This is a genomic window from Amycolatopsis japonica, from assembly GCF_000732925.1.
GTDB lineage: Bacteria > Actinomycetota > Actinomycetes > Mycobacteriales > Pseudonocardiaceae > Amycolatopsis > Amycolatopsis japonica.
Map to the genome: position 1 here is coordinate 2,261,559 of NZ_CP008953.1, position 23,374 is coordinate 2,284,932.

Sequence of the window (23,374 nt, forward strand, 5' to 3'; positions counted from 1 at the left end):
TGCGTTCAAGACGGCGGCCGCGATCCACGCGACCCTGTCGGTATGAACATCGATCTGACGACGGCGGCCACGTTCATGGCCACCCAGGCCCGGCTGCTCGACAGGCGGCGCTTCGAGGTCCTTTTCCGCGACGGTGACCCGGCGGCGGCGCTCGCCGCGCTGGAGGCGTACCGCAATCCCGACGGCGGTTACGGCCACGGATTGGAACCCGACTGCCGCTCGGCGACGAGCCAGCCCGGTGGCGCGCTGCACGCTTTCGAGGTCTTCGCCGACGTCGGCCCGGCGACCAGTCCGCGCGCGGCCGAACTCTGCGACTGGCTCGAATCGATCTCCCTGCCGGACGGCGGGATCCCGTTCGCGGTCCCGATGCCGGATCCGTTCGGCAGCGCGCCGTTCTGGGCGAACGCGGATCCGTCGGTCTCTTCGCTGCAGATCACCGCGATCGTCGCGGTCACCGCCCATCGCGTCGCGGCGCACGATCCCGCGGTGGCCGCGCATCCCTGGCTGGCGAAGGCGACGAGCTACTGCCTCGGCGCGATCGAAAAGCTCGACGAGGCACCGCACGCGCTCGTGCTCGCCTTCGCGATGAAGCTGGTGGACGCCCTGGGCGACACGCGTCTGGTCGAGAAGCTCGGCCGGTTCCTCCCGGCCGACGGGGTGGTCGCCGTCGGCGGCGGCATCGAGGGCGAGGCCATGCGCCCGCTCGATTTCGCCCCGGAACCCGGCGGCCCGGCACGGAAGCTGTTCCGGCCCGACGTCATCGAAGCGGATCTGCGGCGGGTGGCGGGCGGACAGCACGAAGACGGGGGCTGGCGGGTCGACTACACCAGCTATTCGCCCGCGGCCGCCCTGGAGTGGAACGGCATGCTCACCGTGGGCACACTGGGGCTACTGCGGGCCAACGGCCTGATCTAGGGGAGCCGCCGCAGGAACTCCGGCGGAACGGCGGCGGTGAGCCAGACACCGTTGGCGCTCACCTGGAATTCGTGCCCGGCGGCGGTCATCTCCCGTGCGTCGACGGCGAGCAGCACCGGGACGCCGCGCCGCGCCCCGACGGCCCGCGCGGTGTCCACGGTCGCCGAGAGATGCACGGCGTGCCGGTTCATCGGCCGGAGCCCCTCGCGCCGTTTGTCGTTGCCGTCGACGACTTCGTCGAGTTCGGCGCGGGTGAGCTTCAAGCCGTTGCGCCGCAAGGCCGCCAAAAGCGTGTCGACTTCGACCCAGCCGTCGGGGGTGAGGGTGATCCCGATGTCGCCGGGTGCGTGCCGCAGATGCCGGGAGAGTCGTTTCGAGACCCGGATGAGGTGTTTCTTGTCCATTTCGAGTCACAGTGACCCATATCCGGCCCCGGCGGCGCAACGGAATTCAGATGCCGCCCTCGGAAGCCGGGCGCAGTTTGCCCGCGCCGGGGCCGAACCGCGACATCTGGTCGTCGGCGTTGTAGAGCCCGCAGCTGCGCAGGGAAAGGCAGCCGCAGCCGACGCAGCCGGTCAGCCGGTCGCGCAGGCGCTGCAAAGCGTCGATCCGCGCGTCGAGCTCGTCCTGCCAGCCCCGCGAAAGGCGGGCCCAGTCGGCCTTGGTGGGGGCGTGGTCCTTGGGTAGGGTCTCCAGTGCCGAGCTGATGTCGTCCAGGCTGAGGCCGACCCGTTGCGCGGCGCGGATGAAGGCGATCCGGCGCAGCACCGAACGCGAGTACCGCCGCTGGTTGCCCGCCGAGCGTTCGGAGCTGATCAGCCCTTTGTCCTCGTAGAAACGCAAAGCCGTATGGGGCACGCCGCTGCGGTCGGCGACCTGTCCGATGCTCAGGTGTTCAGCCAGTCTCGTCACGTCGCCAGGCTAGCCTTGACTTCGACCTAAGTCGAGGTTGCAACCTCGGTTCATGACCACTGACATCAAGACCGGCTACGAGGATCTGCCGCGGCTGATCTCGCTGATGACCGGGGACGAGAAGCATCAGGCCGCCGCTGAGTCCACTGTGGACGTCTTATGGGTGCTCTACGACCGTGTGCTCGACATCACCCCGGAGAACGTCCGCGAGCCCGGCCGCGACCGTTTCCTGCTGTCGAAGGGCCACGGCCCGATGGCCTATTACGCGGTGCTGGCGCAGAAGGGCTTCATCCACGAGGAGGAACTCGCGGACTGGACTTCGGCCGAGTCCCGCCTCGGCCACCATCCGGACCGGGCGAGGCTGCCGGTGGCCGAGATCTCCAGCGGCTCGCTCGGGCACGGGCTCCCGCTGGCCATCGGCACCGTGTTCGGCCTGCGCGCCAAGGGATTCCGTGACGCCAAGGTCGTCACCCTCGTCGGCGACGCGGAACTCGATGAGGGCTCCAACCAAGAGGCCATCGCGGTCGCCGGCCGCATCGGCATGCCGCAGCTGACCGCCGTCGTCGTCGACAACTCCTCGGCGACGCACGGCTGGCCCGGCGGGATCGCGCGCCGGTTCGAGGTCGAGGGCTGGACGACGCGCACCGTCGACGGCCGCGACCACGACGCGCTCCACGAAGCCCTCACCACACCCCATCCGGACCGGCCGCTCGCCGTGGTCGCGACCGTCGAGCGAAAGGCCTGAACCCGTGAACATGCGCGAAACGTTCCTGGAAGCCGCCGCCGAAGTGCTCGACACCGACGCGAACGTCGCCGTCGTGCTCGCCGACATCTCCGCGGCACAACTCGCCTTCGCCGCGCGGAAACATCCCGACCGGGTGCTCAACGTCGGCATCCGCGAACAACTGATGATGAGCACCGCGGGTGGACTCGCGCTGGCCGGGATGCGCCCGATCGTCCACACCTTCTCGTCGTTCCTCGTGGAGCGGGCCTTCGAGCAGGTCAAACTCGACCTCGGACATCAGGACGTCGGCGCCGTGCTGGTGTCGTCGGGCGCGTCCTACGACATGCCGACCGCCGGGCGGACACATCAGGCGCCCGGCGACGTCGCCCTCATCGACACGTTGCCGGGCTGGACCGTGCACGTGCCGGGTCACCCCGAGGAAGCACGGCGGCTGCTGCTCGAGTCCATCCCCGGCACCGGGCGCGTCTATCTCCGGCTTTCCGCGCAGGAGAACGCGAAAGCGCATCTGGGCGCGGGCCTGCAGACACTGCGGGAAGGCGGGCGGGGTGTGGTGGTGGCCGTCGGGCCGATGCTCGACAGGGCGCTCGAAGCGACAGCCGATCTCGACGTCACCGTGCTCTACACCTCGACGATCCGGCCGTTCGACGCCGCCGGACTGCGTTCGGCCGTCGAGGCCGCGGGCAGCAACGACGTCGTACTGGTCGAGCCCTATCTCGCGGGAACCTCGGCACACGCGGTGGCGGACGCCTTGTCCGAAACGCCGCACCGGCTGCTGTCCCTGGGCGTCCGGCGCGACGCGGAAGTCCGGATCTACGGCGAAATGGCCGATCACGACCTCGCGCACGGTCTCGACGCCGGTTCGATCGCCTTGTCCGTCAAGGAATTCCTCCGCTAGCGTCACCGGGATGACGAAGATCCGCCCGCTCGCGCTCGGGGTGATCTGCCGCGGCGATGACCTTCTCGTGTTCGAAGGCCGCGACCACGCCAAAGGCGAGACCTACCACCGTCCGCTCGGCGGCGGGATCGAGTTCGGTGAGACCGCCGCCGAGGCGCTGCACCGCGAATTCCAGGAGGAACTCGCGGCGGAGCTGACCTCGGTCGAGCAGATCGCCGTGCTGGAGAACGTGTTCACCTTCGAAGGCAGGCCGGGGCACGAGATCGTGTTCCTGTTCACCGCCGACCTCATCGACAAGGCGTTCTACGAGCGCGACGAGGTCGGCGTCGTCCTCGACGACGGCGCCCGCGTGCACTGGCTGCCGATGGCCGACGTGGCGAGCGGCAAGGCGATCCTCTACCCGGACGGGCTCGCGGATCTCCTCGCGGCGCGGGACTGATCGCCGCTCAGCGGAAAGCGGCCAGCCCGGTGACCGACTGGCCGAGCGAGAGCGCGTGCATCTCTTCGGTGCCCTCGTAGGTCAGCACGGTTTCCAGATTCGACATATGCCGCATCACCGGGTATTCCAGCGAGATCCCGTTGGCACCGAGCATGCCGCGCGCGGTCCTGGCGACCTCCAGCGCGGAGCGGACGTTGGCGAGCTTGCCGAAGCTGACGTGGTTGTGGTGCAGCGTCCCGGCGTCCTTGAGCCGCCCGATCCGCAGCGCGACCAGCCCGGCGCGGTTGACCTCGACGACGAGGTCGGCGAGTTTGCGCTGGGTGAGCTGGAATCCGGCCAGCGGTTTGCCGAACTGTTCCCGGCTCAGCGTGTACTCCAGCGCGGACTCGTAGCAGGAGCGAGCGGCGCCGACGACGCCGAACAGGATCCCGTAGCGCGCCTCGTTCAGGCAGGACAGCGGTCCGCGCAGCCCCCTGACCTCGGGGAACGCCGCCGAATCCGGCAGGCGGACGCCATCGAGCACGAGTTCCGCGGTCAGCGAGGCCCGCAGCGACAGCTTGTGCTTGACCTCGTTCGCGGTGAAGCCCGGCGTGTTCGTGGGGACGACGAAGCCGCGCACGCCTTCGTCGGTCTGCGCCCAGACGACCGCGACGTCGGCCACGGTTCCGTTGGTGATCCACATCTTCGTGCCGCTCAGCACCCAATCGGAGCCGTCGCGCACCGCGCGCGTCCGCATGCTGCCGGGGTCGCTGCCGGCGTCCGGTTCGGTCAGGCCGAAGCAGCCGAGCGCCTCACCGGCGGCCATCCGCGGCAGCCACTCCTGCTTGTGCTCCTCGGTGCCCCATTTGTGGATCGCGTACATCGCCAGCGAACCCTGTACAGAGACGAAGCTGCGCAGCCCGGAGTCGACGGCCTCCAGTTCGCGGCAGGCGATGCCGTAGGCGACCGCGCTGGTGCCCGCGCAGCCGTAGCCCTCCAGATGCATGCCGAGCAGCCCGAGCTGCCCGAACCCCTTGGCGAGCTCGGCGGCGGGCAGGGCGCCCGTTTCGTACCATTCGGCGACGTGCGGCAGGAGCTGGTCGTGCGCGTAGGAACGCACGGCGTCCCGCATGGCCCGGTCCTCGGCGGAGAGCTCGGCGTCGAGATCGAGGAAGTCGCGCGGATCCGGGCTGCTGCTCATGCGTCACTCCTGGTCGGCTCGGTGGGTCACCTTCCTATGAAGAAAACCACACACATGACCGGAGTCGAGTGTCAGCGATCGCGCCATCCGGTGGTCTTCGTCACCTGAACCGATGCCGTGGCCGTCCGGGCCGGGGCGGAGCGCCGCTTCTGCGCCGGGATCAGCAGCTCCGCGAAGGTAGGGAAAGGCACGCTGTCGATGTCCTCGCGCCAGGCGCTGAGCAGGCGGGTCAGGTCGTCGGCGTCCTGCATCGTTCCTCCATAAGTGCAGGGCGGTCCTGCGCCGGCCTTTCACTCGGAGTCGCTATTACCCAGAAGAGTGAAGGTCGAAACAGGGAATCCGGGGAAAATCCGGTCCGCTAGCCTGGAGAGCGTGGCTACTCCTCGCGTGGTGATCCTGGACTACGGGTCCGGCAATCTCCGGTCCGCCGAACGCGCCGTCGAGCGCGCCGGCGCCGACGTCGAGGTCACCGCCGACCCGCATGCCGCGCTCGAGGCCGACGGCCTGGTCGTTCCCGGTGTCGGCGCCTTCTCCGCCTGCATGGAGGGGCTGCGGTCGGTGTCGGGGGAGAAGATCATCGGCAAACGTCTCGCCGGTGGCCGCCCCGTGCTGGGCATCTGCGTCGGCATGCAGATCCTGTTCGAACGCGGGGTCGAGCACGGCGTGGAGGCCGAAGGCGCGGGTGAATGGCCGGGCACGGTGGACCGGCTGGAGGCCGACGTCCTCCCCCACATGGGGTGGAACACCGTCCGCGCACCGGAGGATTCGCAGCTGTTCGCCGGGCTCGACGCGGACACGCGGTTCTATTTCGTGCACTCCTACGCCGCGCGGACCTGGGACCTGGACTCCGGCCTCGCCGGGCAGCAACCCAAGGTGACCTGGGCGAACCACGGTCAGGACTTCGTCGCCGCCGTCGAGAACGGGCCGCTGTGGGCCACCCAGTTCCACCCGGAGAAGTCCGGGGACGCGGGTGCGCACCTGCTGCGCAACTGGCTGAACACCCTCGCTTAGAGTGGGCGCGTGACTTTCACGCTCCTTCCCGCCGTTGATGTGGCCGATGGCCAGGCCGTGCGACTCGTCCAGGGCGAGGCCGGCACCGAAACCTCCTATGGCAGCCCGCTGGAGGCGGCGCTCGCCTGGCAGCGTGACGGGGCGGAATGGATCCATCTGGTGGATCTCGACGCCGCGTTCGGCAAGGGCTCCAACCGCGAGCTGCTCGCCGACGTCGTGGCGAAGCTCGACGTCCAGGTGGAGCTCTCCGGCGGCATCCGCGACGACGCGTCGCTGGAGGCCGCGCTGGCCACCGGCGCCCGCCGGGTCAATCTCGGCACAGCGGCGCTGGAGGACCCGGAGTGGACCGCGAAGGTCGTCTCCTCCTACGGCGACCGGGTCGCCATCGGGCTGGACGTGCGGATCACCGAGGCCGGGCACCGGCTGTCCGCGCGCGGCTGGACGCAGGACGGCGGTGACCTCTGGGAGGTCCTCGACCGGCTCGACCGCGACGGCGCGCAGCGCTACGTCGTCACCGACGTGAGCAAGGACGGCACCCTCCAGGGCCCGAACATCGACCTGCTCCGCGAGGTCGCCGCCCGCACCGACGCGCCGGTCATCGCTTCCGGCGGTGTGTCCAGTGTGGACGATCTGCGCGCACTGGCCGCGCTGGCCCGCGACGGTGTCGAGGGTTCCATCGTCGGCAAGGCGCTCTACGCCGGCGCGTTCACCCTGCCCGAGGCGCTCGCCGCCGTCGCGGAGTTCTGAGCTTTACCTCCCGGGTAATCGACGCCGCGCGCCCGTTCGGTCAGGATTCCTTCCAGGACAACGAAACCTGGGAGGACATCATGACCGCGTACGGCATCGCCCACCTTCGCCCCACCGGAGCACCGACAGAAGAGGTACTCGAGTACCTGGAGCGGATCCAGGACACGCTCGACCCCTTCGGCGGGAAGTTCCTCGTGCACGGGAACGAGATCGAGGTCGTCGAGGGGGAGTGGCCGGGAGCGCTGGTGATGATCGGCTTCCCGAGCCTGGCCGTGGCCCGGGAGTGGTACGCGTCGGCCGCTTACCAGGAGATCCTGCATCTGCGGGCGGACCACATCCCGGGCGATCTGATCCTGGTGGAGGGCTGCGGGCCGGACCACGACTCGGCGGCGATGGCGGCGGAGCTGCGGGAGGCTCAGCTCACTCGGCCAGCTTGATCGCGATCCCCACGGTCCGGTCCTTCGGTCCCCGCAGCTTGCTGAAGAACATCGTGACCCGGCCGGTGATCCCGTATTTCCGCGCGATCACCTTGCGCACGCGTTCGGTCCCGTCGAGGTCCAGCAGCCGCGCCTCGCCCGCGACGACGTCGCCGTGGGTCTTGTTGCCGCGGAAGTCGCAGGCCTGGACCTCGACCCGCCCGCTGTTGCGGATGCGCTTGACCTTGCCCGCCTTCCGCTCGGACCAGAGCACCAGCTCGCCGCCGTCGCCCGCCGCCCAGACCGGCGTCGGCACCGGGGTGCCGTTCTTGCGGAAGGTGGTCAGGACGACGTACTTCTCGGCGGCGATCCGCTCGAACTCCGATCCCATGTGGAAAGTCTAGGGTGTCCGCCTGCGCAAGGTCGCCGCGCCGAGGACCAGCGCCGCCAGGGCACACGCCCCGACGATGATCAGGTTCCGGATCAGCGTCGCGTCCACGGTGCCCGACGTGGTGACCCGGGTGAGGGCCTCGACGGCGTACGAAAGCGGCATCACGTTCGAAAGCCAGTTCAGGAGCCAGCCCATTTCCCCGCGCGGCACGAACAGGCCGCACAGCAGGATCTGCGGCAGCACGAACAGCGGCATGAACTGCACCGCCTGGAATTCGGTCCGCGCGAACGCGCTCACGAACAGGCCGAGCGCCATCCCGAGGAGCGCGTCGAGGACGGCGATGAGCAGCAGCATCCCGATCGAGCCCGCGATGTCGAGGCCCAGCCAGGCGAGCGACACCCCGGCGGCGACGCCGACCTGCACTATCGCGATCGAGCCGAACGCGAGCGCGTAACCGAAGAGCAGGTCCATCCTGCCGATCGGCAGGGTCATCAGCCGTTCCAGCGTGGCCGTGGTGCGCTCGCGCAGGGTCGTGATCGAGGTGATCAGGAACATGATCAAGAACGGGAAGACACCGAGCAACGCCGGCGCGACGCGGCTGAACACCGCTTCGGAGTTGAAGACGAAGCGCAGCAGCACCATCAGCAGCGACGGCACGACGATCAGCATCGCGACGGTGCGTGGATCGTGCCGGAGCTGCAGGAGGATTCGGCGGGCCGTGGCGAGGGTCAAGGCGGGGTTCATGACGGGCTCACCTCGGTCTCGCGGACCAGCCGCAGGAACGCCTGCTCCAGATCGGTCGTGCCGGTGCGCTCGCGCAGCCCGGCCGGGGTGTCGTCGGCGAGGATCCGGCCTTCGCGCATGAGCAGCAGACGGTCGCAGCGCGCGGCCTCGTCCATGACGTGGCTGGACACCAGCAGTGTCGCCCCGCCCTCGGCGAGACGGCGGAAAAGTGCCCAGAGTTCGTCGCGGAGCACGGGATCCAGGCCGACGGTCGGTTCGTCGAGGACGAGCAGTTCGGGCTTCCCGAGCAACGCGACCGCGAGGTTGGCGCGGCTGTGCTGGCCACCCGACAGGGCGCCGACGAGCTTGCCCGCGTGATCGGCGAGCCCGACCTCGCCGATCACTCTGTCCACATCGGACATCGGCGCGCGGAGCACGGAAGCGAAGTAGCGCAAGGCTTCCGTGATGGTCAGGTCGGCGTAGATGGCCGGGTTCTGGGTGGCGTAGCCGATCAACCGCCGCAGCGGCGGGCTGCCCGCGGGATGGTCGAGCACGGTGACCTCGCCCGCGGCGACGATCTGCACGCCGACGATCGAGCGCATCAGCGTCGTCTTGCCGCAGCCACTGGGACCGAGCAGGCCGGTGATCCGGCCGCGCGGCGTCGCGAAACCGATGTCCCTGACGACCTCACGGCCGCCGCGGACGACCCGCAGGCCGGTCACTGAGATCGCTGAATTAGCCATGCGTTTAATTCTGCGCCCGTTGAGAAGCACGAGTCAAGAGGGTCGTGGGGCGTTGAATGTCCTGGCTCCTCCGCACAGGGATTCGTTGATGAAGGATTTGGGACAGTGAACGTCCCAAATCCTTCATCGACAACGCTCGCCCCGGTCTGGAACGAATCCCGCCCATGTCCGGTTCAGACGTAGATCACCGAATACCGGTCCGTGAAGCCCTCCTTGAGGGACTCTGGGTCCCTCAAGGAGGCCTTCACGGACTTGCGGATCGCCACACTCGCCCCAGTAGCCGCATCAGCTGTACATGAAGGCCCCCTTCACTGCGTCTAGCGCAATAAAGGGGGCCTTCATGTACCTCAAGCGGGGCGCGTCACGAGGGGAGGCTCATGGCACCAGGACGAGCTTGCCCCGGACGTGGCCCGCCTCGCTCTCGTCCTGGGCCGCGGCCGCCTCGGCGAGCGGGTAGACCCGGGCGATCGGCAGGTCGAGCTTGCCTTCGGCGGCGAGCGCGGCGCCTTCGGCCAGCGAGCCGGGCACCTGCTCGGCCGGAGTCCCCGACGTGAAGCGGACACCGTGGTCGGCCGCGTCCGGAGCGGCGATGGTGATGACCCGCTTCGGGCCACCGGTCAGTTCGACCAGGGTGGCCAGCGAGCCACGCCCGGAAGCGTCGAAGGACGCGTCGACGCCCTGCGGTGCGACGCCGCGTACGCGCGCGGAGAGTCCTTCGCCGTACTGCACCGGCACAGCGCCCAGAGAGCGCAGGTACTCGTGGTTCCCTTCGCTCGCGGTGCCCACCACGGTCAGCCCGCGCGCGACGGCGAGCTGCACGGCGATGGTGCCGACACCTCCCGCGGCGCCGTCGATGAGCAGCGTCTCGCCCTTCTGGAGATCCAGCAGGTTGAGCGCGCGATAGGCGGTGCTGACGACAGCGGGCAGCGCCGCGGCCAGCTCCCACGAGAGCGACTCGGGCTTGCGGATCAGGCTCGCGGGCTTCGCGAGGACGTACTCCGCGTATCCGCCCGCCCCGGAGCCGAGCACCTCGTCACCGGCCGCGAACTCGGACACGCCCTCGCCGACCGCGTCGATCACGCCGGCGATGTCGCCACCGGGGATGGCGGGGAACTCCGTCGGGAACACCTCGGCCATCAGCCCGGAGCGGATCTTCCAGTCGATCGGGTTCACGCTCGCGGCCCGGACGGCGACCCGCACCTGGCCGGGGCCCGGCTCGGGCAGCTCCCGCTCGAGGACGCGCAGGACCCCGGAGTCGCCGTACTCGGTGAACGCGATGGAGCGGTAGGTGTCCGTCATGCCGTCGACAACCCCCGCCCGTCCGTCACTATTCCGGCGGCTTCCCGAACCAGCTGTAATCGCCGGGGATCAGCTGGACGCCGTTCGCGATGTCGAGCAGGGTCGCCTGGTCCCGTTTGCCGGACACGGTGAGCCACCGCCCGCCCTCCACCTGGACGGCGACCGTTTCGTCCTGCTGCCCGAGCCGCCCGGTCCGCTGCGGCAGGAAGAAGCCGTCGGCACCCCTGACCTTGAGCGGCACGGGCGTGGCGTCGCCCGAGTCCGGCCGTTCGGCGCGGAGCGACGCCGTGACGACCGCCGCCGCGGTGGGTTGCCCGGTACGGGTGGCTTCGAGTTCGGTCGCGCCCCCGCCGACGGTCATGAACAGGTTCACCCCGGACAGCTCCAGGTCGGTGGGCAGCCTGCCGAACCGCAGTTCGCCCGAAACCCGGGCACGGTCGTCCCTGACCATCTCGTCCGCGATCCGCTGGCCGACGCCGCGCGGGTCCTTCACCCCGACCAGCGTCAAGCTCAGCAGGTACGTGTCGTCGGGCGACCAGGTCAGCATCGTCCCGTCGCCGTAGACCTCCGCGACCATCCCGACGCGGCCGTGCACGATGATCTGGTTCGGCGCGGGCGCGATCGTCCACGGTCCGCCCCGGTCGTCCAGCGGTGTGGTGGTCAGCCGCAGCTGCCCGACCTCGCCGTTGCTCCACGTCCTGGTCTGCGGTCCCGGGTAGGGCTTCGCGCTCCGGGTCAGCTCCTTGAAGCCGTCGGGCAGCCAGCCGGGTTTGTACGGCAGCACCGCCCAATCGGCGTTGCGCGGCGAGGCGGGGGTGACCGTGGTGTAGGCCCGCAGGCCCAGCGGGACGCCGAGCGCGATGATCGCGACCGCCGCCGCGACCAGTGCCAAGGCCATCGTCGGACGGCGTGACGGCCGCTGGGCCAGCGCGTCGCGGATCTCGGCACCGTCGGGCGCCCGCGCCGCCAGGTGTTCGAGGCTCTCCCGGATCAGGTCCTCGGTGTGCTCGTCACTCAGTCGGGTCATTTGCGGGCTCCCGTGGGCTGCACGGACGAGGACGGCCCGGTTTCCCGCAGCGTCGAGAGCGCGCGCGAAATCTGGCTGCGCACGGTCGACGTCGCGCAGCGGAGCACCGCGCCGATCTCCTCGTCGGAGTAGTTCTCGTAGTAGCGGAGCACGATCGCGGCGCGTTGTTTGCGCGGGAGCTTCGCGAGCCGGTCCAGCATCGCGTCGCGTTCGTCGTACTCGATGGCGTGATCGGAGACCGGTGGGCTCACCAGGTCGAGCACTTCCGGTGACGACGGTGTCACCCGGCGGACCGCCAGCCGCCTTCGCCACGAGAGGTACTCGTTGGTCACCATCCGGCGGACGTAGGTCGGTGGCGAGTCGATCTTCGGCCAGCGTTGCTGAGCACGCAGCAGCACGTCCTGGACGATGTCCTGCGCCAGGTACGGATCGTCGGTCAGGACGGTCGCGTAGCGCAGGAGCCCGTCCAGGCGATCCGCGACGAACTCGTCGAAGCTCGCAGGCACGTGTCCCCCTCAGCCGGTGGTCTCCCTCTAAGGACGCGCGAGACCACCCGGCTGATGCATCGGGAGCGGAACTTTCTCGGTGAACGTGATCACCGCACGGCGGTCTCCAGCCGGACGAAGGCGAACCCGGTCGTCGCGAGTTCCTCACCCGCGGGGTCGGTGGCCGCCGGGCGGCGTTCGCCGTCGTGCACCACCAGCAGGCCGTGCGGGAACAGCGGCCCCAGCGGCCGGGTGGTGATCGCGGCGCCGTCGGAGTGCTCGACCGAGTCGGTCCCGCGTCCGGCGACGATCCGGAAATCGCGCCGCGGGGTGCCGTCACGGTCGTAGACCACGAACCGCGAGTCGCCCTGGCTCGACGCGAGCAGCTTGCCGTCGGCCAGGGCCAGCCCCTCGGCGTCCGCCGTCAGCCACTCGCCGCCGAAGCCGGGGTCGGGGCCGTCGGCGACGCATTCCTCGGTCGCCTCGTCGAAGCGTTGCGGAACCCCGAACGACCGCACCTTGTCGATCAGTTCCGGACGGCCGAAACCGGCGCCGTGCACCGGGATCCGCCAGATCCCGACGTCCTCCTGCGCGGTGTAGAGCACGTGGTTCCCGGCGTCGAGGATCGACCCCTCCAGCTGCGGCCGCTCGTCCGGTTCGCCGCAGGGCGACCACGTCTTCCCGTTCGGCAGCCGGAACTCCGACGGCAGGTCGATCGTGCCGATCGGCGCCGTGCCGACCGTGCCGTCCGCTTTGTCGACAAGTCGCAAGAGCGCCACGCGGGTCTCGTGCCGCCGGGTCACCGCGACCCAGCGCGCGCCGGTGCGCGGATCACGACCGGCGGTGAGGCCGTACGCGGTCCGCTGTTCGTCTACTTCGGACTCCGACGCGGAGAAGACCGGTGGGGCGTAAGGATCCGTGACGTCACGCAGCACCCGCGAGCCGGCCGCGGCACCGGCCGGGTCGATCCGGTAGACGCGCACGCGGTCCCGGCCGCGGTCGCTCACCACGGCGAGATCGCCGACGACGTCGACGTTGTTGAACCGGCCGCCCCCGGGAACGGCGAGATGCTGCAACTGCCGCGCCTTCAGGTCGAACGCGGCCAGCCCGCCTTCCTTGAGCGTGCCGAGTACGACGCTGGCCGAAGGGTCCTTCGGGTGGACCCAGATCGCCGGGTCGTCGGCGTCGGCGTTCGCCGGGTCCGCGCCCTTGTCGTCGACGTACGCCCCGGTCTGTGCCACGGGAGAGGGGTTCTGGCCAGCTTCGGCCGGCACTCCGGCGAGAAGGGAGGCCGCCAGCAAGGGGAGTAGGGCAGCGATGCGCATTCCCGGGAAGTTAGCCGCGTGGAGTGTCCGGCCGGTGAACGTCGGGGGTCAGGTAGTACTGCGCGACCGGCGCCAGCATCGCGACGATCTCGTCCTCCGAGGCGGCGGCCAGCGGCGGGAGCCCGATGACGTAGCGCAGCAGCGCGAACCCGATCATCTGCGCGGCGATCCCGGCCACCCGGACCTTCGGCACGCCGCGCGCCTCGGCGACCCGCGCCAGCACCGCCCGCTCCAGGAACTGCCGCATCATGGTCGCGACCTGCTCGTTGGTGGTCGCGGACCGGATCATCGCCAGGAACGGCGCGCGGCCCTCGGGAACCTGCCAGAGGCCGAGGAACGCGCGGACGAGGCGCTCGCCGATCTCGTCCTCGGGGCCATCGAGGATCCGGGGGACCAGCTCGCCCGGGTCGACCGGCAGGTTCATCGACATGGCGAAGAGCCGTTGCTTGGTGCCGAAGAAATGGTGCAGCAGCGCGGCGTTGACCCCGGCGTCGGCCGCGATTCCGCGGACGGTCGCCCCGTCGTAGCCCTGTTCGGCGAACCTGCGCCGTGCCGCGTCGAGGATCACCTCCCGCGTCTCGGTCTGCCCCGGCCGCCGCCCCGCCTGTGCCATTCCGCGAGCTTAGAACGCCCTTGACTACGCTTGTCCCCATGTCAGTCGCAGTCAGGGTCATCCCGTGTCTCGACGTCGACGCGGGCCGTGTGGTGAAGGGCGTCAACTTCGCCGACCTGCGCGACGCCGGCGACCCCGTCGAACTCGCCCGCCTGTACGACGCCGAGGGCGCGGACGAGCTCACGTTCCTCGACGTCACGGCCTCCTCCGGGGACCGCGAGACCACCTTCGACGTGGTCCGCCGGACCGCGGAGCAGGTGTTCATCCCGCTCACCGTCGGTGGCGGCGTGCGCACGAACGACGACGTCAACCGGCTGCTGCGCACCGGTGCGGACAAGGTGAGCATCAACACCGCCGCCATCGCCCGGCCGGAGTTCCTGCGCGAGGCGTCCCGCCGGTTCGGCGCGCAGTGCGTCGTGCTGTCGGTGGACGCGCGCCGGGTCCCCGAGGGCACCGAACCGACCCCGTCCGGCTTCGAGGTGACCACCCACGGCGGTCGCCGCGGCACCGGGATCGACGCCGTCGAATGGGCCGCGCGCGGCGAGGAACTCGGTGTCGGCGAGATCCTGCTCAACTCGATGGACGCCGACGGCACGAAGAACGGCTTCGACCTCGAACTCCTCACCCAGGTGCGCGCGGCCGTCCGTGTCCCGGTGATCGCCAGCGGCGGCGCCGGCGCGCTGGAGCATTTCCTGCCCGCCGTCGAAGCGGGCGCGGACGCGGTGCTCGCGGCCAGCGTGTTCCACTTCGGACAGTTGAAGATCGGCGAGGTCAAGGGCGCGCTGCGCGCCGGGGGAGTCGTGGTCCGGTGATCGCGGGCAAGTGGAAGGCCGCCACCGAGGTCAAGGTCGTCTGCGCGCTGCTGCTCGGGCTCGCCGTCGCGTACCTCGCGATGGCCGGGATCCTCATGTTCGCGCCGTATTCGTCCGCGCGGACGTTCCTGCTGCCGGGGACGTCGCTGGTCCTCGGCGGTCTCGTCGTCGCGGGCCTGGTGCTCAAGATGTCGTCCGCGCGGTTCGCCGGGTTCGCGGTCAGCTTCCTTTTCGGGCTGCTGCACGCGCTGTCGATGCTGGCGGCGGAACTCTTCTGGGTGAAGATCGTCTCCGGGATCCTCTTCGCCGGGTACATCTACACGGCGGTCCTGCTCAACTCGATGCCGGTGAAACGGCACCTTCTCGGAGCCACGAATGACGCTTGACCCCGCCCTCTCGGATCGCTTGAAGCGCAACGCCGACGGGCTCATCGCGGCCGTCGTCGTCGAACACTCCACATCGGACGTGCTGATGATGGCGTGGATGAACGACGAGGCCCTCGAACGCACGCTCACGACCCGGCGGGGGACCTACTACTCGCGCAGCCGCAAGGAACTGTGGGTCAAGGGCGAGACGTCGGGCCACGTCCAGCACGTGCGCGAAGTGCGGATCGACTGCGACGGCGATACCGTCCTGCTGCGCGTCGACCAGACCGGCCCGGCCTGTCACACCGGCACGCACACCTGTTTCGACACCGACGAACGGCTGCTGCTGGCCGACGAGAGCGAGTAACCCGTGAATGTCGTCGCCAACGTGCTGGTCGGCATCGTCGCGCTGATCCATCTGTACATCGTCGTGCTCGAGATGTTCCTGTGGACCACCCCGCGCGCTCGCGCCTCCTTCGGCACCACCGAGGAGTTCGCGAAGGAGAGCTCGGCGCTCGCGGCGAATCAGGGGCTGTACAACGGTTTCCTCGCCGCCGCGCTGATCTGGGGCCTGATCGCGACCGGCAGTACGGCGTGGCAGTTCAAGATCTACGGACTCGCGTGCGTGATCGTGGCCGGGCTCTACGGGACGGCGACGGCGAGCAAGAAGATCTTCTTCGTCCAGGTGGTGCCGGGCACGCTGGCGCTGATCGCGGTGCTGGTCGCGGGCTGACGCCGTCGGGACCTTGGTCCTATCCCCGAATTCCCCTTGCGGGCGTACGCTTTTTCCATGTCACTGGGGACTGGGGAAGGGCCGGCGGAAAAGCATCTCCGCCGTAGATTGGGCTACCGCGTCACCGCGGTGGTGAGCTTGATACCGGTGGGTGGCGGGGTCATCGGTCTCGCCGTCCAGGCTTTCGAAAAAGATCCGATTTGGGGCTTCGAGGGCTTTTTCGACGAATTCGCCCTCATCTGCGTGGGGCTCTTGGTGGCCCTGTTCGCGCGACACCGGGCGCGGGTCCATGCCGGGCTCGCCGAAGCCGCGCCCGACGACCGGAGGGCCGACGACGCCGCGCTCGTCGCCATCGACCCCGAGCGTGAGACCGCGAAGCTGCGTCTGTTGGGTCTTCGCTCCGCCTGGATCGCCCCGATCTGGCCCGCCGTCTTCGCCGCCGGGGTCCTCCTGCTCGTCCTGGGCGGGTCGGGCGAAGACGGGTTCGGCAAGCTGGGCGTGCTGCCCACGGCGTTCGGTCTCGTCGGGTCCGTGGGCTCGCTGATGTCCGCGGCGGGCTGGCGGGCCAGGCACCGCTCCGTCCAGGCCACCGGATGGCGTCCGGCGCGGGCGACGGTACGGCCGGATTACGAGGGGCTGGGCAACCGGCTCCCGCCCGCCACGTACCTCACTTTCGACGACGGCACCGAAACCGTGGTCCGCTCGGTGGGCTGGTCGATCCGCTCGTGCCGCCGCTTCCGGAAGAATCCCGGCCTCCGGGTCTGGATCGGTGGCGAAGGCGCGAACATGGTCGTCCTTTTCCCGCGGGGGAGGGTTTCCCGCCGCCCGTACGCGTTTCCGGCCCGACCTGAACTTGTACGCTCGCTGAGCACTCAGGGTTGCCCCGAAGCGAGACGCGACTCGTTATCCGGAAAACCCGCTCTTCTCGATTAACCTCGGTGCATGAAACTGGGGCGAGGGAAAAAGAAGATCGACCGTCCGAGAAGACGTCCAAGGGTCGCCGGGCGACCTCGCTCCAGTGCGGACGACGACTTCGCCGAAAGCTACGAGCCGCCGACGGTCCACGAAGAAGTGGCCGACCCCTTGATCGAGAAAATGTCGCTTCTCGAACAACGGGCGACGGCTTGGGCGGTGTTCTGGATGGCTTACTTCGTCGTGTGTCAGATAGTTTCGGACGATCGACGATTCGAGGTGCTGGTCCCGCTTTCTTTGGTGGCCTTCTACGGTATTCCGGCATGTCTGTACGCCGCCTGGCTCTGGAAGAGCCGCCGTCGGTCCGCCGAGAAGACCGGTTTGCGCGAGGCCATGGCGACGGTGCGGCCCGGCTGGCTGTTCCCCCGGATAGACGTCTATCTCGAAGGCGGCTACAAGCTGCTCCAGACGCGACGCTCGCTGCGGATCGCTCCCCGTTTCAAAGGGCTCGAGAAGGTTCCCGTCTTCATCGGCGGCGAGGAAACGGACATGATCGTGATCTTCCCGCGCGGGCGCTTCTCGAAGGACACGCTGTACACGGTTCCCGTCAAGGAAATCGAACCGGACACTGCGTGAGCCACCACCTCGCGACGCCGGCCCCGGATGCTATGAAAGGTCCTTTCCTTGCAAAATTTGCAAGGAAAGGACCTTTCATGGCACGGGCTGGGGGCATCGAGTGGCGTTTCGGGTGGCTCCCAACGTGAGCGAAGGCGTGACTCGCGTGATCGAAGCCGGAACTCGCGTGTTCGGAGACGGAACTCAGTCGATGTCGCCGGTGAGGTAACGCTGTACGGTCGGCGCGATCGCGGTCACCAGCGGCTCGATCTCGCTCGAAGCCATCGGCTCGAACTTCGCGACGTAGCGCACCAGCCCCATCCCGACGAGCTGGGAAGCGCAGAGCGTGGTCCGCAGTTCGACGCGGTCCGAGCCCAGTCCGCCGATGACCTTCGTGAAGAAGTTCTGGAAGAAACCGCGCAGCACGGCTGCGGCCTGTTCATGTCCGGCGACGCTGCGGACGAGGGCCTGGAACACCTCGCCGCCAGCGCCGTCCCATCGGGTGAGGAAGGTGCGGACGATCCGGCGGCCGAACTCGTCGTCGGGTCCGTTCTGGAGTTCCGCGAGCAGTTCGTGCGGGTCGAAGGGGAGCTTCAGGATGGCTTGGGCGAACAGCCCTTCCTTGCTGCCGAACCAGTGGTTCACCATCGCCGCGTCGACCCCGGCCCGCGTCGCGATCGCGCGCACGGTCGCGCCGTCGAAACCGCTCTCGCCGAACACCGCGCGCGCCGCTTCGATCAGCGCGGTCCGGGTGTCCTGTCCGCCGGGCCGCCGTCCCCGCCGCCGCACGGTAGTGTCTTCACCAGCCATGGCGTCATCATGAACGGACCCGGCCAGAAATTCAACAATCTTTGAATTCATCCCCCCGTCCCGGGCCGTGCGGCCGTTGCAGCACAATGAGCGACATGGTCAGCGCCGCAAACGCCAGCCCCTCGGGGCTCGGCTCGGTCAGCCCTTCGCGCGACGAGTTCCGCGCGCTCGCCGAGGGCCGTCGCGTCATCCCCGTCGTCCGTCGCGTGCTCGCCGACGGTGAGACCCCCATCGGGGTCTACCGCAAGCTCGCCGCCGACCGGCCGGGGACGTTCCTGTTCGAATCGGCGGAGAACGGCGCTTCCTGGAGCCGATGGTCGTTCATCGGCGTCGACAGCCCCGCCGCGCTGACCGTGCGTGACGGCGAGGCCGTGTGGACCGGCACCCCGCCGGTCGGCCTGCCGACCGAGGGCGACCCGCTCACCGTCCTGCGCGAGACCGTCGCCGCGCTCCACACCGAACAGCTGCCCGGGATGCCGCCGCTCACCGGCGGCATGGTCGGCTACATCGGCTACGACGCCGTCCGCTGGCTCGAACGGCTCCCCGAGCTCGCCGAGCGTGACCTCGACATCCCCGAGCTCACCATGCTGCTGGCGACCGACCTGGCCGCCTTCGACCACCACGAGGGCACCGTCACACTGATCGCCAACGCGGTCAACTGGGACGACTCGGCCGAGCGCGTCGACGCCGCGTACGACGACGCCGTCGCGCGCCTGAACGCGATGACCAAGCAGCTGCACGTCGCCGCCCCGGCCACGGCCGCCGTCTTCGACCGTCCCGCGCCCGAATTCACGCGCCGCCGGTCCAAGCCGGACTTCCACGCGGCGGTCGAGAAGGCGGTCGAGGCGATCAAGGCGGGCGAAGCGTTCCAGATCGTGCCGTCGCAACGCTTCGAGATCGAGACCCAGGCCGACGCGCTCGACGTCTACCGCGTGCTGCGCACGTCCAACCCGAGCCCGTACATGTACCTGCTGCGCCTGGACGGCTTCGACATCGTCGGATCCAGCCCGGAGTCGCTGGTCACCGTGCGGGACGGCCGCGCGACCACGCATCCGATCGCGGGCACCCGCTGGCGCGGCGCCGATCCGGAGGAGGACGCGCAGCTGGCCAAGGACCTGCTCGCGGACGAGAAGGAGCGCGCCGAGCACCTCATGCTCGTCGACCTCGGCCGCAACGACCTCGGCAAGGTCTGCAAGCCGGGCACCGTGCGCGTCGTCGACTTCTTCGACGTCGAGCGCTACAGCCACGTCATGCATATCGTCTCCACGGTCACCGGGGAACTTCTCGACGACAAGACGGCTTTCGACGCCGTCACCGCCTGTTTCCCGGCGGGGACGCTCTCGGGCGCGCCGAAGGTCCGCGCGATGCAGCTGATCGAGGAGCTGGAGCCGACCCGCAGGGCGCTCTACGGCGGCGTCGTCGGGTATCTCGACTTCGCCGGGGACGCCGACACCGCGATCGCGATCCGCACCGCGCTGATGAAGGACGGCACCGCGTACGTCCAGGCGGGCGGGGGAGTCGTCGCGGACTCGGTGGCCGACTACGAGGACAACGAGTCGCTCAACAAGGCCCGTACGGTGCTTTCCGCCGTCGCGGCGGCGCAGACGATGATCGCGGCGGACGAGCTCGACCCGGCGGGTGACCGCACTCGTGTCTGAGGTCCCGGCGAAGAAAGCCAAGCGTCCACTGTGGATCGCCGTGGTGGGCCTGCTGCTGGGCGCGGTCGCGTTGTGGGGTTCCTCGCAGCTCGTGTGGTTCGCGGAGTTCCGCGACGGCGGAGTGCGCGGCACCGTGCTGTACACGGAAACCGGTTCACAGCGCGCGGTTGCGCTGATTCCCCTCGCGTTGCTGGCGCTCGCCGGCACGGCGGGGCTGATCGCCACCGGCGGCTGGCCACGCCGGGTGCTCGGCGTGGTACTCGCCGTGTCCGGCCTCGCCGCGGTGTGGATCGGCGTGGCGGGCGGCTCGTTCAGCGGGTTCGCCGACGGACTGCCCGTCGCCCAGATGCTGGGAGCCCGCGGCCTCGCGATTCTCGGGGGAATTCTCGTGACGGCGGGCGGGTTGGCAGCCATCAAGGGCGCGGGCCGGATGCCGCGCCTCGGCGCTAAGTATTCGGCGCCGGGGGCGAAGAAGAAGGCCGCGAAGGATCCCGAGACCGAGCTGTGGGAGGCGCTGTCCGACGGCGAAGATCCCACCGCGACCCGGTGACGACGGCGGAATTCGCGGGTTTCGGAGATCCACGCCGGGAAAGATGACACGGTGGGCATTCGGAGTAACGGACATACCCGGAACCAGGCCGTATCCGTGCGGGGGTTAGCATCGTTTCGGCGGGAAGGGGAAGGTTTTTGTGAGCGACCTTGCGAAGGAATCCGTGAGTACGACGGCCGGTGAGGGACTCCGGTGAGCGTGCTCGAAGACATCGTCGCCGGCGTCCGTGCCGATCTCGCCGAGCGCGAGGCGGCTCTGCCGTTCGACGAATTGAAGAAGCGCGCGACCCAGGTCGCGCCCCCACGTGACGTCCTCGCGGCCTTGCGCGAGTCCGGTATCGGTGTCATCGCCGAGGTGAAGCGGCGCAGCCCCTCCAAGGGCGATCTGGCCGAGATCCCGGATCCGGCCGCGCTGGCGAAGGACTACGCCGACGGCGGCGCCCGGGTGATCAGCGTGCTGACCGAACAGCGGCGGTTCGGTGGCTCGCTCGCCGACCTCGACGCGGTCCGCGCGGCGGTCGACATCCCGGTGCTGCGCAAGGACTTCATCGTCAGCCCGTACCAGGTGCACGAGGCGCGGCTGCACGGCGCGGACATGGTCCTGCTGATCGTGGCGGCGCTGGAGCAGAACGCCCTGATCGCGTTGCTGGACCGCGTCGAATCCCTCGGGATGACCGCGCTGGTCGAGATCCACAACGCCGAAGAGGCCGACAAGGCGCTCGAAGCCGGCGCGAAGGTGATCGGCGTCAACGCCCGCAACCTGCACACCCTCGAGGTCGACCGGGACGTCTTCTCGCGGCTGGCCCCCGGCCTGCCGATGGACGTCTTCAAGATCGCCGAGTCCGGTGTCCGCGGCCCCGGTGACCTGATGTCCTACGCGGGTCACGGCGCCGACGCCGTCCTCGTGGGCGAAGGGCTCGTTGCTTCGGGAGACCCGAAGGGCGCCCTGGTCAAGCTCGTGACCGCCGGTTCGCACCCCGCTTGCCCGAGGCCTTCTCGATGAGCGTGGAGTACACCGAAACGCCGCACGGCGAGCACGACCCTGACGGCCGGGGCTACTACGGCCCGTACGGCGGCCGGTTCATGCCCGAGGCCCTGATCGGCGTCGTCGACGAGGTCGCGGCGGAATACGACAAGGCGAGGACCGACCCGGACTTCGTCAACGAGTTCCGGCGCCTGCTGCGTGAGTACGCCGGTCGCCCGTCGCTGCTCACCGAGGCCAAGCGCTTCGGTGAGCACGCCGGCGGCGCCCGGATCTTCCTCAAACGCGAGGATCTGAACCACACCGGTTCGCACAAGATCAACAACGTGCTCGGCCAGGCGCTGCTCACCAAGCGGATGGGCAAGAAGCGGGTCATCGCCGAGACCGGGGCCGGACAGCACGGCGTGGCCACCGCCACCGCCTGCGCGCTGCTGGACCTGGAATGCATCGTCTACATGGGCGAGGTCGACACCGAGCGGCAGGCGCTGAACGTCGCCCGCATGAAGCTGCTCGGCGCCGAGGTCGTCCCGGTGAAGACCGGTTCGCGCACGCTCAAGGACGCGATCAACGAGGCGCTGCGCGACTGGGTCACCAACGCCGACACCACGCATTACTTGTTCGGCACGGCGGCGGGCCCGTATCCCTTCCCGATGATGGTGCGGAACTTCCACAAGATCATCGGCGAGGAGGCCCGCGCCCAGATCCTGGAGCAGGCTGGACGCCTGCCCGACGCCGTCGCGGCCTGCGTCGGCGGCGGATCGAACGCGATCGGGATCTTCCACGGCTTCATCGACGACACGTCGGTGCGCCTGGTCGGTCTCGAACCGGGTGGCGAAGGTGTCGAGGGCAATCGTCACGGCGCCACGCTGACCAAGGGCACCCCGGGCAACCTGCACGGCGCGATGACGTACCTGCTGCAGGACGAGGACGGCCAGACCGTCGAGTCGCACTCGATCTCCGCGGGGCTGGACTACCCGGGCGTCGGCCCGGAGCACGCGTGGCTCAAGGACAGCGGCCGCGCCGAGTACCGGCCGGTGACCGACGCCGAGGCGATGGACGCGTTCAAGCTGCTTTCGCGCACCGAGGGCATCATCCCGGCGATCGAGTCGGCGCACGCGCTGGCCGGTGCGCTGGTGCTCGGCCGTGAACTCGGCCCCGAGGGGCTGATCATCGTGAACCTGTCCGGTCGCGGCGACAAGGACATGGACACGGCCGCGAAGTACTTCGGCCTGGTGGAGAACGCATGAGCGCGCTGGACGACCTCTTCGCGAAGACGAAGGCCGAGGGGCGCGGCGCGCTGATCGGTTACCTTCCGGCGGGCTTCCCGACGGTCGACGGGTCCAAGGATCTGCTGGCCGCCGTGGTCGACGGCGGCGCCGACCTGGTCGAGGTGGGCGTGCCCTACTCGGACCCAGTGATGGACGGCCCGACCATCCAGGCCGCGTCGGTGAGCGCGCTCTCCGGCGGCTTCAAACTCAAGCACCTGTTCGAGGTCGTCGAGTCGGTGTCGGCGCGCGGCGGCAAGGCCGTCGTGATGACGTACTGGAACCCGGTGCACCGCTACGGCGTCGACCGTTTCGCGCGGGACCTCGCCGCCGCGGGCGGGCTCGGGATGATCACCCCGGACCTGATCCCGGACGAGGCCGACGAGTGGATGGCCGCCTCCGAGCAGCATGGTCTGGACCGGATCTTCCTGGTCGCGCCGTCCTCCTCGGAGGAGCGGATCGCGAAGACCGTCGCGGCCGCTTCCGGCTTCGTGTACGCCACCGCGGTGATGGGTGTGACGGGTGCTCGCGACCAGGTCGGCGTGCACGCCGAGGATCTGGTCGAGCGGACCCGCGCGCATACGGAACTGCCGATCGGCGTCGGGATCGGCGTCCGGTCCGGCGAGCAGGCGGCGCAGGTCGCGGGCTTCGCGGACGGCGTCATCGTCGGCTCGGCGCTGGTGACGGCCGCGGCGAGCGGCACCGACGCGGTGCGCGAGCTTTCGGCCGAACTGGCCGCGGGGGTACGGAAGGCCGTCGCCCCCGCTTGATCTGACGTGAGCCGAAGGGGCCCTTCATCGCATCTCA

General features: G+C 69.5%; 31 protein-coding genes. 18 read left to right on the plus strand and 13 right to left on the minus strand.

Annotated elements, in window-relative coordinates:
• Nucleotides 1–42 precede the first annotated feature (42 nt).
• Nucleotides 43–915 carry a prenyltransferase/squalene oxidase repeat-containing protein gene (locus AJAP_RS11035; RefSeq protein WP_038510323.1) on the plus strand — a complete coding sequence of 291 codons (873 nt, stop codon included), beginning with the start codon at nucleotides 43–45 and terminating at the stop codon, nucleotides 913–915.
• Here the strand turns inward: AJAP_RS11035 and AJAP_RS11040 are convergent.
• Both AJAP_RS11040 and soxR read right to left on the minus strand, forming a co-directional pair.
• Nucleotides 912–1,319 carry an RNA 2'-phosphotransferase gene (locus AJAP_RS11040; RefSeq protein WP_038510327.1) on the minus strand — a complete coding sequence of 136 codons (408 nt, stop codon included), beginning with the start codon at nucleotides 1,317–1,319 and terminating at the stop codon, nucleotides 912–914. The two genes, AJAP_RS11035 and AJAP_RS11040, sit on opposite strands and share 4 nt — an antisense overlap.
• A 46-nt stretch (nucleotides 1,320–1,365) precedes the next feature.
• On the minus strand, nucleotides 1,366–1,827 hold the full coding sequence (gene soxR / locus AJAP_RS11045; protein ID WP_016335982.1) for a redox-sensitive transcriptional activator SoxR: 462 nt from the start codon (nucleotides 1,825–1,827) through the stop codon (nucleotides 1,366–1,368).
• Nucleotides 1,828–1,879: 52 nt separating this feature from the next.
• Here soxR and AJAP_RS11050 point away from each other — a divergent pair, with 52 nt between their 5' ends.
• From AJAP_RS11050 to AJAP_RS11060, 3 genes are read left to right on the plus strand one after another with little or no spacing between them, the layout of a single operon-like run.
• Nucleotides 1,880–2,572: a thiamine pyrophosphate-dependent enzyme gene (locus AJAP_RS11050; protein WP_038510330.1), complete on the plus strand. Its 693-nt coding sequence runs from the start codon at nucleotides 1,880–1,882 to the stop codon at nucleotides 2,570–2,572.
• A 4-nt stretch (nucleotides 2,573–2,576) separates the two neighbouring features.
• On the plus strand, nucleotides 2,577–3,467 hold the full coding sequence (locus AJAP_RS11055; RefSeq protein ID WP_038510333.1) for a transketolase family protein: 891 nt from the start codon (nucleotides 2,577–2,579) through the stop codon (nucleotides 3,465–3,467).
• Between the two features lie 10 nt (nucleotides 3,468–3,477).
• On the plus strand, nucleotides 3,478–3,906 hold the full coding sequence (locus AJAP_RS11060; RefSeq protein ID WP_038510336.1) for an NUDIX hydrolase: 429 nt from the start codon (nucleotides 3,478–3,480) through the stop codon (nucleotides 3,904–3,906).
• A 7-nt stretch (nucleotides 3,907–3,913) separates the two neighbouring features.
• On the opposite strand, the gene AJAP_RS11065 is transcribed toward AJAP_RS11060, so the two are convergent.
• Nucleotides 3,914–5,086 carry an acyl-CoA dehydrogenase family protein gene (locus AJAP_RS11065; protein ID WP_038510339.1) on the minus strand — a complete coding sequence of 391 codons (1,173 nt, stop codon included), beginning with the start codon at nucleotides 5,084–5,086 and terminating at the stop codon, nucleotides 3,914–3,916.
• 71 nt (nucleotides 5,087–5,157) lie between these two features.
• Complete coding sequence (locus AJAP_RS11070; protein WP_038510342.1) at nucleotides 5,158–5,337, minus strand: hypothetical protein; 180 nt, start codon at nucleotides 5,335–5,337, stop codon at nucleotides 5,158–5,160.
• A 136-nt stretch (nucleotides 5,338–5,473) separates the two neighbouring features.
• Between AJAP_RS11070 and hisH the strand changes: the two genes are divergently transcribed.
• The 3 genes from hisH to AJAP_RS11085 all read left to right on the plus strand — a co-directional run bounded on the left by hisH (nucleotide 5,474) and on the right by AJAP_RS11085 (nucleotide 7,281).
• The gene (gene hisH / locus AJAP_RS11075) at nucleotides 5,474–6,097 is read left to right on the plus strand and encodes an imidazole glycerol phosphate synthase subunit HisH (protein WP_038510345.1); all 624 of its coding nucleotides are present in this window, start codon (nucleotides 5,474–5,476) and stop codon (nucleotides 6,095–6,097) included.
• Nucleotides 6,098–6,106: 9 nt separating this feature from the next.
• Nucleotides 6,107–6,844, plus strand: a complete 738-nt coding sequence (gene priA, locus AJAP_RS11080) for a bifunctional 1-(5-phosphoribosyl)-5-((5-phosphoribosylamino)methylideneamino)imidazole-4-carboxamide isomerase/phosphoribosylanthranilate isomerase PriA (protein ID WP_007029948.1) — start codon at nucleotides 6,107–6,109, stop codon at nucleotides 6,842–6,844.
• An 80-nt stretch (nucleotides 6,845–6,924) separates the two neighbouring features.
• The gene (locus AJAP_RS11085; RefSeq protein ID WP_038510348.1) at nucleotides 6,925–7,281 is read left to right on the plus strand and encodes a DUF1330 domain-containing protein; all 357 of its coding nucleotides are present in this window, start codon (nucleotides 6,925–6,927) and stop codon (nucleotides 7,279–7,281) included.
• On the opposite strand, the gene AJAP_RS11090 is transcribed toward AJAP_RS11085, so the two are convergent.
• The 8 genes from AJAP_RS11090 to AJAP_RS11125 form a co-directional block, all read right to left on the minus strand.
• Nucleotides 7,265–7,651 (minus strand): PPOX class F420-dependent oxidoreductase, encoded by a 387-nt coding sequence (locus tag AJAP_RS11090; protein ID WP_038510350.1) that lies wholly within the window; start codon nucleotides 7,649–7,651, stop codon nucleotides 7,265–7,267. The two genes, AJAP_RS11085 and AJAP_RS11090, sit on opposite strands and share 17 nt — an antisense overlap.
• 9 nt (nucleotides 7,652–7,660) lie before the next feature.
• Nucleotides 7,661–8,395: an ABC transporter permease gene (locus AJAP_RS11095; RefSeq protein ID WP_038510353.1), complete on the minus strand. Its 735-nt coding sequence runs from the start codon at nucleotides 8,393–8,395 to the stop codon at nucleotides 7,661–7,663.
• The gene (locus AJAP_RS11100; protein WP_038510356.1) at nucleotides 8,392–9,117 is read right to left on the minus strand and encodes an ABC transporter ATP-binding protein; all 726 of its coding nucleotides are present in this window, start codon (nucleotides 9,115–9,117) and stop codon (nucleotides 8,392–8,394) included. The genes AJAP_RS11095 and AJAP_RS11100 overlap by 4 nt, the downstream gene beginning before the upstream one ends.
• A 375-nt stretch (nucleotides 9,118–9,492) precedes the next feature.
• On the minus strand, nucleotides 9,493–10,416 hold the full coding sequence (locus AJAP_RS11105; protein WP_038510359.1) for an NADP-dependent oxidoreductase: 924 nt from the start codon (nucleotides 10,414–10,416) through the stop codon (nucleotides 9,493–9,495).
• Between the two features lie 28 nt (nucleotides 10,417–10,444).
• Nucleotides 10,445–11,443 (minus strand): hypothetical protein, encoded by a 999-nt coding sequence (locus AJAP_RS11110; protein WP_038510361.1) that lies wholly within the window; start codon nucleotides 11,441–11,443, stop codon nucleotides 10,445–10,447.
• Nucleotides 11,440–11,949, minus strand: coding sequence for an RNA polymerase sigma factor (locus AJAP_RS11115; RefSeq protein ID WP_038510364.1), 510 nt, complete (start codon nucleotides 11,947–11,949; stop codon nucleotides 11,440–11,442). The genes AJAP_RS11110 and AJAP_RS11115 overlap by 4 nt, the downstream gene beginning before the upstream one ends.
• Before the next feature lie 89 nt (nucleotides 11,950–12,038).
• Entirely contained in the window at nucleotides 12,039–13,253 is a 1,215-nt protein-coding gene (locus tag AJAP_RS11120) for a phytase (protein ID WP_038510367.1), read from the minus strand.
• Between the two features lie 10 nt (nucleotides 13,254–13,263).
• A complete protein-coding gene (locus tag AJAP_RS11125; RefSeq protein ID WP_038510370.1) occupies nucleotides 13,264–13,866 on the minus strand; it encodes a TetR/AcrR family transcriptional regulator in 603 nt (200 codons plus the stop codon).
• Between the two features lie 38 nt (nucleotides 13,867–13,904).
• Here AJAP_RS11125 and hisF point away from each other — a divergent pair, with 38 nt between their 5' ends.
• From hisF to AJAP_RS11155, 6 genes are read left to right on the plus strand one after another with little or no spacing between them, the layout of a single operon-like run.
• On the plus strand, nucleotides 13,905–14,678 hold the full coding sequence (gene hisF, locus AJAP_RS11130) for an imidazole glycerol phosphate synthase subunit HisF (protein ID WP_026466775.1): 774 nt from the start codon (nucleotides 13,905–13,907) through the stop codon (nucleotides 14,676–14,678).
• Nucleotides 14,675–15,064, plus strand: a complete 390-nt coding sequence (locus AJAP_RS11135; protein WP_037344870.1) for a hypothetical protein — start codon at nucleotides 14,675–14,677, stop codon at nucleotides 15,062–15,064. The genes hisF and AJAP_RS11135 overlap by 4 nt, the downstream gene beginning before the upstream one ends.
• Entirely contained in the window at nucleotides 15,054–15,410 is a 357-nt protein-coding gene (gene hisI, locus AJAP_RS11140; RefSeq protein WP_016335961.1) for a phosphoribosyl-AMP cyclohydrolase, read from the plus strand. The genes AJAP_RS11135 and hisI overlap by 11 nt, the downstream gene beginning before the upstream one ends.
• A 3-nt stretch (nucleotides 15,411–15,413) precedes the next feature.
• Entirely contained in the window at nucleotides 15,414–15,776 is a 363-nt protein-coding gene (locus tag AJAP_RS11145) for a DUF1304 domain-containing protein (protein ID WP_038510378.1), read from the plus strand.
• Between the two features lie 57 nt (nucleotides 15,777–15,833).
• Nucleotides 15,834–16,709 carry a hypothetical protein gene (locus tag AJAP_RS11150; RefSeq protein WP_148311491.1) on the plus strand — a complete coding sequence of 292 codons (876 nt, stop codon included), beginning with the start codon at nucleotides 15,834–15,836 and terminating at the stop codon, nucleotides 16,707–16,709.
• A gap of 9 nt (nucleotides 16,710–16,718) precedes the next feature.
• Nucleotides 16,719–17,324: a hypothetical protein gene (locus AJAP_RS11155; RefSeq protein ID WP_148311492.1), complete on the plus strand. Its 606-nt coding sequence runs from the start codon at nucleotides 16,719–16,721 to the stop codon at nucleotides 17,322–17,324.
• Nucleotides 17,325–17,507: 183 nt separating this feature from the next.
• Here AJAP_RS11155 and AJAP_RS11160 read toward each other — a convergent pair whose 3' ends face one another.
• Nucleotides 17,508–18,113: a TetR/AcrR family transcriptional regulator gene (locus AJAP_RS11160; protein WP_038510387.1), complete on the minus strand. Its 606-nt coding sequence runs from the start codon at nucleotides 18,111–18,113 to the stop codon at nucleotides 17,508–17,510.
• Nucleotides 18,114–18,208: 95 nt separating this feature from the next.
• Here AJAP_RS11160 and AJAP_RS11165 point away from each other — a divergent pair, with 95 nt between their 5' ends.
• The 5 genes from AJAP_RS11165 (at nucleotide 18,209) to trpA (ending at nucleotide 23,337) form a co-directional block, all read left to right on the plus strand.
• On the plus strand, nucleotides 18,209–19,771 hold the full coding sequence (locus AJAP_RS11165; protein WP_038510390.1) for an anthranilate synthase component I: 1,563 nt from the start codon (nucleotides 18,209–18,211) through the stop codon (nucleotides 19,769–19,771).
• Nucleotides 19,764–20,321 carry a Trp biosynthesis-associated membrane protein gene (locus AJAP_RS11170; protein ID WP_084098606.1) on the plus strand — a complete coding sequence of 186 codons (558 nt, stop codon included), beginning with the start codon at nucleotides 19,764–19,766 and terminating at the stop codon, nucleotides 20,319–20,321. Before AJAP_RS11165 ends, AJAP_RS11170 begins: the two co-directional genes overlap by 8 nt.
• Before the next feature lie 192 nt (nucleotides 20,322–20,513).
• Nucleotides 20,514–21,323, plus strand: coding sequence for an indole-3-glycerol phosphate synthase TrpC (gene trpC / locus AJAP_RS11175; protein WP_005155232.1), 810 nt, complete (start codon nucleotides 20,514–20,516; stop codon nucleotides 21,321–21,323).
• Complete coding sequence (gene trpB / locus AJAP_RS11180; RefSeq protein WP_051972405.1) at nucleotides 21,320–22,549, plus strand: tryptophan synthase subunit beta; 1,230 nt, start codon at nucleotides 21,320–21,322, stop codon at nucleotides 22,547–22,549. Before trpC ends, trpB begins: the two co-directional genes overlap by 4 nt.
• Nucleotides 22,546–23,337 (plus strand): tryptophan synthase subunit alpha, encoded by a 792-nt coding sequence (gene trpA, locus AJAP_RS11185; RefSeq protein WP_038510395.1) that lies wholly within the window; start codon nucleotides 22,546–22,548, stop codon nucleotides 23,335–23,337. The genes trpB and trpA overlap by 4 nt, the downstream gene beginning before the upstream one ends.
• Nucleotides 23,338–23,374: the final 37 nt, after the last annotated feature.

What these genes read in the sequence shown, in the direction of transcription:
- AJAP_RS11150 (WP_148311491.1), top strand. Translation starts at nt 15,834, where the DNA reads ATGTCACTGGGGACTGGGGAAGGGCCGGCGGAAAAGCATCTCCGCCGT.
- AJAP_RS11100 (WP_038510356.1), bottom strand. Translation starts at nt 9,117, where the DNA reads ATGGCTAATTCAGCGATCTCAGTGACCGGCCTGCGGGTCGTCCGCGGC.
- hisI (WP_016335961.1), top strand. Translation starts at nt 15,054, where the DNA reads ATGACGCTTGACCCCGCCCTCTCGGATCGCTTGAAGCGCAACGCCGAC.
- trpA (WP_038510395.1), top strand. Translation starts at nt 22,546, where the DNA reads ATGAGCGCGCTGGACGACCTCTTCGCGAAGACGAAGGCCGAGGGGCGC.
- AJAP_RS11155 (WP_148311492.1), top strand. Translation starts at nt 16,719, where the DNA reads ATGAAACTGGGGCGAGGGAAAAAGAAGATCGACCGTCCGAGAAGACGT.
- AJAP_RS11120 (WP_038510367.1), bottom strand. Translation starts at nt 13,253, where the DNA reads ATGCGCATCGCTGCCCTACTCCCCTTGCTGGCGGCCTCCCTTCTCGCC.
- AJAP_RS11125 (WP_038510370.1), bottom strand. Translation starts at nt 13,866, where the DNA reads ATGGCACAGGCGGGGCGGCGGCCGGGGCAGACCGAGACGCGGGAGGTG.
- hisF (WP_026466775.1), top strand. Translation starts at nt 13,905, where the DNA reads ATGTCAGTCGCAGTCAGGGTCATCCCGTGTCTCGACGTCGACGCGGGC.
- AJAP_RS11090 (WP_038510350.1), bottom strand. Translation starts at nt 7,651, where the DNA reads ATGGGATCGGAGTTCGAGCGGATCGCCGCCGAGAAGTACGTCGTCCTG.
- AJAP_RS11035 (WP_038510323.1), top strand. Translation starts at nt 43, where the DNA reads ATGAACATCGATCTGACGACGGCGGCCACGTTCATGGCCACCCAGGCC.
- AJAP_RS11110 (WP_038510361.1), bottom strand. Translation starts at nt 11,443, where the DNA reads ATGACCCGACTGAGTGACGAGCACACCGAGGACCTGATCCGGGAGAGC.
- AJAP_RS11040 (WP_038510327.1), bottom strand. Translation starts at nt 1,319, where the DNA reads ATGGACAAGAAACACCTCATCCGGGTCTCGAAACGACTCTCCCGGCAT.
- AJAP_RS11085 (WP_038510348.1), top strand. Translation starts at nt 6,925, where the DNA reads ATGACCGCGTACGGCATCGCCCACCTTCGCCCCACCGGAGCACCGACA.
- AJAP_RS11160 (WP_038510387.1), bottom strand. Translation starts at nt 18,113, where the DNA reads ATGGCTGGTGAAGACACTACCGTGCGGCGGCGGGGACGGCGGCCCGGC.
- AJAP_RS11095 (WP_038510353.1), bottom strand. Translation starts at nt 8,395, where the DNA reads ATGAACCCCGCCTTGACCCTCGCCACGGCCCGCCGAATCCTCCTGCAG.
- AJAP_RS11065 (WP_038510339.1), bottom strand. Translation starts at nt 5,086, where the DNA reads ATGAGCAGCAGCCCGGATCCGCGCGACTTCCTCGATCTCGACGCCGAG.
- AJAP_RS11105 (WP_038510359.1), bottom strand. Translation starts at nt 10,416, where the DNA reads ATGACGGACACCTACCGCTCCATCGCGTTCACCGAGTACGGCGACTCC.
- AJAP_RS11165 (WP_038510390.1), top strand. Translation starts at nt 18,209, where the DNA reads ATGGTCAGCGCCGCAAACGCCAGCCCCTCGGGGCTCGGCTCGGTCAGC.
- trpB (WP_051972405.1), top strand. Translation starts at nt 21,320, where the DNA reads ATGAGCGTGGAGTACACCGAAACGCCGCACGGCGAGCACGACCCTGAC.
- AJAP_RS11070 (WP_038510342.1), bottom strand. Translation starts at nt 5,337, where the DNA reads ATGCAGGACGCCGACGACCTGACCCGCCTGCTCAGCGCCTGGCGCGAG.
- AJAP_RS11060 (WP_038510336.1), top strand. Translation starts at nt 3,478, where the DNA reads ATGACGAAGATCCGCCCGCTCGCGCTCGGGGTGATCTGCCGCGGCGAT.
- AJAP_RS11050 (WP_038510330.1), top strand. Translation starts at nt 1,880, where the DNA reads ATGACCACTGACATCAAGACCGGCTACGAGGATCTGCCGCGGCTGATC.